The following is a 7242-nucleotide window of genomic DNA, read 5'->3' as shown; positions in this document are numbered from 1 at the left end:
TTTTTTCGACGACCTACCGTAGGTCCCTTTTTCACCCCTCCCAGCCCCTTTAAAATAAAGCACTCCGACAGCCCTATATTCCAAGCCAAATTATTTCTCGGAGTAAGACGAATGAACAACGGGATCTCCTCCTATCGACAGACCTGAACACTCCAAAGCATCCTCGGGGAATAAGCTACGGAGAAATAGCTCTATGAACGGACTACCTCCCAGGAGCACATCCCCAACATGCTACATACCCGTCTGGAGCAATAGGTATGCTTGCTGTAGGAAGATATCAGATTACCCTATCTTTGCAGAGCTCATTTTTTTTGTAATCAAAACACGACTTATGTCTCAGAGTAATCGGTTAATACACCTCGACGTCCTCAAAGGGCTTGCTATCATCTTCGTGATCATCCATCATGGGATTGACACCCCCATCATCCCGGAGGTCATTGATAGCTACCACATGCCTCTTTTCATTTTTATCTCAGGCATATTATCCGCTAGAGAACTATCCTTCTCATGGGAGAAGGTAAAGAAGTACTGGAAGAAGAAATCACTACAGCTACTTCTTCCTCTGGCTACCATTCTACCGCTGAGCGTATATGTCACTGGAGCAGCAGACCTGTCCTTCTTCTCGAGACTCATGTCTGCGTTCGCTGGAGGATACAAGGGGGGCTATTGGTTCGTCTTTGCTCTATTTATTCTATTACTCATCCAGTACTTGACCCGCTTCATCGCTGCTCAAGCTTACAAGCGTGGTCTTCAGTGGAAGTACCTAGAGCTAGCCATCATGGCCCTGCCCATCCCTGTGCTACTAGCCATGAGATATATCATCCCAGGGAACATCATCGAGCTCCTCTCCTTCTATCACATATCATGGCTGTATCCGTATCTCGTACTAGGTTTCGCTGTAGGTAAGTATCAACGACTTGAGCAATGCTTGGTGAACGAGAAGCTAGCTGGAGCCTTCATCGTCGTATATATCTTAGGCTTCGACCTCATCGTGAATAAGGCCAACATCATGAGTCTATCTATGTTCCCCTGGTGCTTATTCATCCTGGTATTTACCTATGCAAGCATATATCGCTTCACTCAATCGGCATCTTCGAATACAAGCAAACGCATTATCTCGATCCTTTCCACTCTCGGACAGAATTCTCTAGGCATATACCTGCTACATAAGTTCTTCCTTCCGAACCTACCTAGCCTAAGAGCCCTAGTCTCCCTTGAGACCGACAGCTCCGTCGTCAAGTACCTCGTCGAGCTACCTCAGCAGTCTCTATGGGCAGAGACGCTCCTAGCCATCCTCGTCGGATTCACAACGTGCTCCATCACCTATGTTGCGGTATGCATCGTCAAGAACAATCGCTTCTTAAGTCGACTATTCCTGGGAGACGTGTAATGCTCTCAGAACACCTAGACTCTATTTAGAGAAGCGATAGCACCAGCTATCGAATGATAGTCGCCCCCTTCCCCATGCAGGTTTTCATGCCGGCGAGGGAAGGGGGCGATTCTATTGATTCTAATCACAAATAACGGAGTTGTGAAGTCACGAAGCTGGGTGGGGAGCTAGCCTCCTCATCAACACCAAGGAGGCTTCCAAGCTACTTATCCAAGATAACCACAGCCTTCAATCTCTCCGAGGAAGCACCTTGATCTAGGGAGGCGTAAAGGGGGTAGTTATTTCCTCAAGAAATGCGGGGAAGGGTGGGGCTGGAGAAGGCCGTACAGACGGGGGCTAGCGCACCCCTCAAAAACGACCTACGGTAGGTCGTCAATGCGACCTACTGTGGGTCGCAAGTGAAACCTACAGTAGGTTTTTTCGACGACCTACCGTAGGTCCCTTTTTACCCCCTCCCAGCCCCTCTAAAATAAAGCACCCCAAAAGCCCCTCACGAGATAGCCCTCATTCGCCCGCAAAGCCCTATCTTTGCATAAACGCATACGTACGAAAATGAACGGTCAAGAACCAACGATCGACGAGAAGCAACTGGCCCTCGACAAGCGCTATCTGCGCATGGCTCGCATCTGGGCGGAGAACTCCTATTGCGAGCGACGGAAGGTGGGTGCACTCATCGTCAAGGATAAGAGCATCATCTCCGATGGCTATAACGGTACGCCCGTCGGCTTCGAGAACGTCTGTGAGGACGAGACGGGGCTGACCAAGCAGTATGTACTGCACGCCGAGGCCAATGCCATCTCTAAGGTAGCCCGTAGCACCAACGACTGCTCCGGAGCGACGGTCTATGTCACCGCCGCCCCCTGCATTGAGTGCTCCAAGCTCATCATCCAGTGCCATATCCGACGGGTCGTCTATAGTACCGAATACCGTCTGAGAGAAGGAATCGAACTCCTACAGCGAGCTGGCATCCAGGTAGACTACATCCCCCTGGAGGACTAAACTCCCCACACACATACCTCCCCCCTTTGACTTGTCACAATATGCAAGAAGAACGCTACGAGCAGTCCCCTACCCCTAAACCCGAACGAAAGGCACGCCTTCTACGCTGGCTGACCTATACGGCAGGCTTCGTCCTGACCTTCCTCTTCGGAGTCTTCGTCTCCCTCTTCCTCGGACTAGGGAGGCAGAGTGGGCCTTCGGGGAAGCTGGGCGAGATCTATTCGCTCATCCAAGAGTACTACGTCGATTCGGCCAACCTTGATAGCCTGACCGAGCAAGCCCTACCGCTCATCCTCGCCCAGCTGGACCCCCATACGGCTTATCTCAATGCTGAGGAGAACAAGGTATCGACCGAGAGCCTTGAAGGATCCTTTGCAGGGATCGGCGTACAGTTCAACACCCTCCTCGACACCGTTGTCGTAGTCCGTGTCGTCGAGGGAGGGCCGAGCGAACGGGCAGGGCTTAAGGCGGGTGACCGCATCCTCAAGGCCGACACCACCGACCTGGTACGTGACTCGATCTCCTCGGAGGACATCATGAAGGCGCTCAAGGGACCAGAGGACACGGTCGTTCGCCTCACGGTGCGCCGTGGGGGGAAGACCTTCGTCGCCTCCGTGGTGCGTGGTGCCGTACCCGTCCCCACGATCGATGCAGCGTACATGATCCGTCCGCACATCCTCTACCTTCGCCTCAATAAGTGGGGGGCACAGACGCCGATCGAATTCCAGCAGGCCTACGCTGACCACAGCGCCGAAGGAGTAGAGCGGATCTTGATCGACCTGCGTGACAATGTCGGGGGCTACCTACAGGCCGCCACGGCCCTGGCCACCGAATTCCTCTCCAAGGGCGACTTGCTCGTCTACAACAAGGGCGCCCACTACCCTCGAGAAGACTTCAAGAGCCCTCGGGATGGACGCCTCAAGGAGATCCCGCTGAGCATCCTCGTCAATGAGAACAGCGCCAGTGCTAGTGAGATCTTCGCCGGAGCGATGCAGGACCTCGACCGTGCACTGATCGTCGGACGTCGCACCTTCGGCAAGGGGCTCGTACAGGTGCCCTTCGAGCTAAAGGACGGCTCTGTAGTACGCCTCACCGTAGCTCGCTACTACACCCCCTCAGGGCGTAGTATCCAGAAGAGCTACGCTAAGGGCTTCGAAGCCTACGCCGAAGATATCGAAGATCGCTACCTGCACGGGGAGTTCTACTCGGCCGATAGCATCAGTCGTCCCGACACCACCCGCTACTACACCCGTATGGGCCGTGTGGTCTACGGCGGGGGCGGGATCACTCCAGACATCTTCACCCCTCGAGACAGCGTGGGGATCAATACCTATTATCTACGGCTCCTTCGCTCGGGTACCTTCCTGCGCTTTGCCTTCTCCTACGCCGACCGTCAGCGTGCTCGGCTCTCGGCTCTGGGTTCGGATAAGGCCATCCTCGACTACCTACAGGCCCAAGGCGACCAGATCGTCTATGCCTATGCCAACTATGCCCAGCAGCACGGCGTCCCCCAGCGTCCTGGACATCTGCAGGAGTCGCTCCCTATCCTCCGCAGAGACCTGGTCGCCCTGATCGCCGACATGCTGGGTGGCGACAAGAATGCTTACTACCGTGCTCGCAACGAGCAAGACCCCGAGGTGCTCACCGCCCTAGAGCGTCTTGCCTCCCCTCAGTGGCGCCCCACGAAGTAATCCCTTCGTCCGATGGAGAAGAAGACCCTACGCCAAGAGCTACGTCAGCTAAGTCGCGAAGTGCTTACCGCCCCCATGCGAGAGGCTGGGAGTCGCTCGATCGTCGCTCAGCTCGCACAGCATCCTCTTTGGATCGAAGCACGGCGGGTCGCTCTCTATTCTGCCCTACCCGACGAACCTTCGCTCCAGGCCCTGATCGAAGGGACGAGCGACAAGGAGCTCTTCCTTCCTCGGGTACTTGATGGGGAGACGATAGCCTTCTACCCCTTCGTAGGCAGTCACGCCCTCGAGCAGTCGGGGAGCTTCGGTATCTGGGAGCCCAAGCTAGAGGAAGTCGAGCCCGTCGACCCTCAGAAGCTTGACCTCATCATCATCCCTGCCCTTGCCTACGATGCGTCGGGCTACCGCCTAGGCCGAGGCAAGGGCTACTACGATCGCTACCTGGCGACGACACCCGCCCATCGGCTGGGCGTGACCTTCGGCCTCCGTCGTATCGAAGCCCTTCCCCACGATCCTTGGGACCTGCCCGTAGAGGAAGTCCTCTACCCTCAGCTCGCCCTCCTCTAAGACATATCCGCCCTCCCTACCGATGACTCCAGCCCATCAGCTCACCCTCAACCTCTCCGGCCGTCTCGTCTCCCTCGAGAAGCCCCTCGTCATGGGGATCGTCAACGTGACCCCCGACTCCTTCTTCGCAGGGAGTCGCATTGATGGAGCGAAGGCTCTCGGAGAACGCCTCAACACGCTCGTGAGGGAAGGTGCAGCGCTGGCTGACCTGGGTGCCTACAGCTCCCGCCCAGGAGCCGAAGAGGTGAGCCCCGAGGAAGAGCGACGACGCCTGCGCCCCGCCCTTCAGATCCTTCGGGACGAATACCCCGACCTACCCGTCTCGGTAGATACCTTCCGCTCCGACGTCGCCCGCATGGCCGTCGAAGAGTACGGCGCCTCGATGATCAACGATATCTCAGGGGGAGGCCTTGATCCAGCGATGTATCGGACGATGGCCGAGCTCCAAGTGCCCTATATACTGATGCACATGAAGGGCGACCCGAAGACCATGCAGCAGCAGGCAAGCTACAGCGACGTCACGCTCGAAGTGATCGACTACTTCGCCCAGCGGGTAGGACAGCTCCTCGAACTCGGCGTCCACGACATCATCCTCGACCCTGGCTTCGGCTTCAGCAAGACCACAGCGCAGAACTATGAGCTCCTTGCCCAGCTCGGCTCGCTCGTCGAAGCCTTCACCCAGCCCCTGCTTGTCGGCGTCTCCCGCAAGAGCATGATCTACCGTCCCCTTGGTATCAGCCCCGAAGAAGCGCTGAACGGGACGACCTTCCTCCATGCCTTGGCGCTGGAGCGTGGTGCGAAGATCCTTCGTGTACACGATGTTCGCCCCGCCGTCGAAGCCGTCCAGCTCTACGAAGAGCTACGTCCCGTCCTTCGCTCAGGCGAGGGTCTCCACTACCAGCACCTTCGTCCCCTCTAGCTCTGTACTTACCCTCCTAACCCCTTGCCTTCTATGCTTTCGTGGCTCGACATATCGATCAAGGATATCATCGACATCCTCTTGATGGCGGTCTTCCTCTACTATGCGTTCGTCACCCTGCGCTACTCGGGGAGCCGATCGATCTTCATGGGGATCGTCACCTTCCTCGTCCTTTGGCTTCTGATCTCTCAGGTGCTTCAGATGCGGCTGATGGGGGCGCTCCTGGACAAGTTCATCAACATCGGCTTCATCATCCTGGTGATCATCTTCCAGGACGAGATCAAGAAGATACTCGTCACCATCGGTTCGGCCCAGCGCTGGAAGAAGATACGCAAGCTCCTGCGTGATGGCTCGGCCAAGGAGCAGGACGAAGCTGACTACATCGCCCCCGTTGTGCTGGCGTGCATGAACATGGCCCGCAAGAAGACCGGCGCCCTGATCGCCGTGCAAGGTATCTCCGACCTTACCCCCTACCAGCACGCCGGCGAGCGCTTCCTCGCCACGGTCAACGCTCGCCTGATCGAAACCATATTCTTCAAGAACAGCCCCCTGCACGACGGAGCGATGATCATCTCCGCAGGCAAGATCTGCGCCGCCGGCTGTATCCTCCCCGTGGCGAGCAACACCGACCTAAACAAGGACCTAGGCCTTCGCCACCGCTCCGCCCTCGGCCTCTCGCAGAAGACCGACGCCAAGGTCATCATCATCAGCGAAGAGCGAGGCTCCATATCCCTCGCCTACCGAGGCGAGATCATCGTAGACATCAGCCCTGACGAACTCCGGGCTCTCCTAGCTTCTGAGGACTAACCGCCCCCTTCCCCGACCTATGATTCCACGCCCCCTCCGCCCTCTTCTCCTCTTGCTACTCCTCTCACTCTCGGGGGGAGAAGCCCTGGCCTTAACCACCCTCTCCAGAGACACCCAGACGCAAAGCACTCGCCCCACCGAAGACGGCATCCCTCCCCTGCCTTCGCTCTCCTCACGTGTCGGGGTGGCGAAGATCATCGGCGGGAAAATCTTCACTTACGCCGACCAAGGGGCGATCACGCTGGTCAGCGGGGGCACCTACCTCATCTCCGGCGGGCACGTCATCGGGGGCTTCTATTACAAGTCGCCGACCACGATCACCCGCCCCTCCGACCAGCCGCTCTACACCTCGGAGACGCAGCCCATTGCCCGCCTCTCGGGCAAGTACCTACGCCTCTCCCAGCCCGCTACCCAGCTGGACCTTCTGGATATGCAAGGGCGAAAGCTCCTCTCGGCACGGGGCGTCCAAGAAGCACGGATCGACGTCCCGACGGGCATCTACCTCCTTCGGTCGATCTTCCCCACGACGACCTTCATCTGCAAGCTCATCGTCCGCTAAGCCCGCCCGCACCGCCTCCTTTCCTTCCGCAAAGGGAAGTCCCTCCTCCCGCAAGAAAAATAGTTTCCTTCCGAAGACAAGGCCCAGCCCCTTCGGATGGAAACTTCTTTTTGTTCGAAGGAAAATCTTCCTTCCTCCGAAGAGAAGTTCCTTCCCCTTCGAACGAAAAATCCTTCCCGTTCGAAGGAAAAATCCCCTTCTTCCCCACCCAAATTTTCCGCCGAACGAACAAAAATTCATCGCCGTGCGCAGGGCAATAAATTTGCGTGCGCACGCAGGAAAATTTTCTTACGTACGGAAATTTATTTTC

The 7242-nt window shown here is 56.8% G+C and carries 7 protein-coding genes; all 7 read left to right on the top strand.

Going from position 1 to position 7242, the window contains the following annotated elements:
* Positions 1-331 precede the first annotated feature (331 nt).
* The 7 genes from HMPREF1556_RS08635 (at position 332) to HMPREF1556_RS07815 (ending at position 6932) form a co-directional block, all read left to right on the top strand.
* Positions 332-1390 (top strand): acyltransferase family protein, encoded by a 1059-nt coding sequence (locus HMPREF1556_RS08635; protein ID WP_021667890.1) that lies wholly within the window; start codon positions 332-334, stop codon positions 1388-1390.
* 552 nt (positions 1391-1942) lie between these two features.
* Positions 1943-2389, top strand: a complete 447-nt coding sequence (locus HMPREF1556_RS07840) for a dCMP deaminase family protein (RefSeq protein WP_021667889.1) — start codon at positions 1943-1945, stop codon at positions 2387-2389.
* A gap of 41 nt (positions 2390-2430) precedes the next feature.
* Positions 2431-4080: a S41 family peptidase gene (locus HMPREF1556_RS07835; RefSeq protein ID WP_021667888.1), complete on the top strand. Its 1650-nt coding sequence runs from the start codon at positions 2431-2433 to the stop codon at positions 4078-4080.
* 12 nt (positions 4081-4092) lie between these two features.
* Entirely contained in the window at positions 4093-4647 is a 555-nt protein-coding gene (locus HMPREF1556_RS07830; RefSeq protein ID WP_021667887.1) for a 5-formyltetrahydrofolate cyclo-ligase, read from the top strand.
* A gap of 22 nt (positions 4648-4669) precedes the next feature.
* Positions 4670-5566, top strand: coding sequence for a dihydropteroate synthase (gene folP, locus HMPREF1556_RS07825; protein WP_021667886.1), 897 nt, complete (start codon positions 4670-4672; stop codon positions 5564-5566).
* A gap of 33 nt (positions 5567-5599) precedes the next feature.
* Complete coding sequence (locus tag HMPREF1556_RS07820; protein WP_021667885.1) at positions 5600-6373, top strand: diadenylate cyclase; 774 nt, start codon at positions 5600-5602, stop codon at positions 6371-6373.
* A gap of 19 nt (positions 6374-6392) precedes the next feature.
* Positions 6393-6932, top strand: coding sequence for a T9SS type A sorting domain-containing protein (locus tag HMPREF1556_RS07815; protein WP_021667884.1), 540 nt, complete (start codon positions 6393-6395; stop codon positions 6930-6932).
* Positions 6933-7242 lie beyond the last annotated feature (310 nt).

The organism is Porphyromonas sp. oral taxon 278 str. W7784 (genome assembly GCF_000467855.2).
Classification (GTDB): Bacteria; Bacteroidota; Bacteroidia; order Bacteroidales; family Porphyromonadaceae; genus Porphyromonas.
The sequence above is the reverse complement of the archived record's forward strand: the minus strand, read 5'-3'. Positions and strand labels throughout refer to the sequence as shown.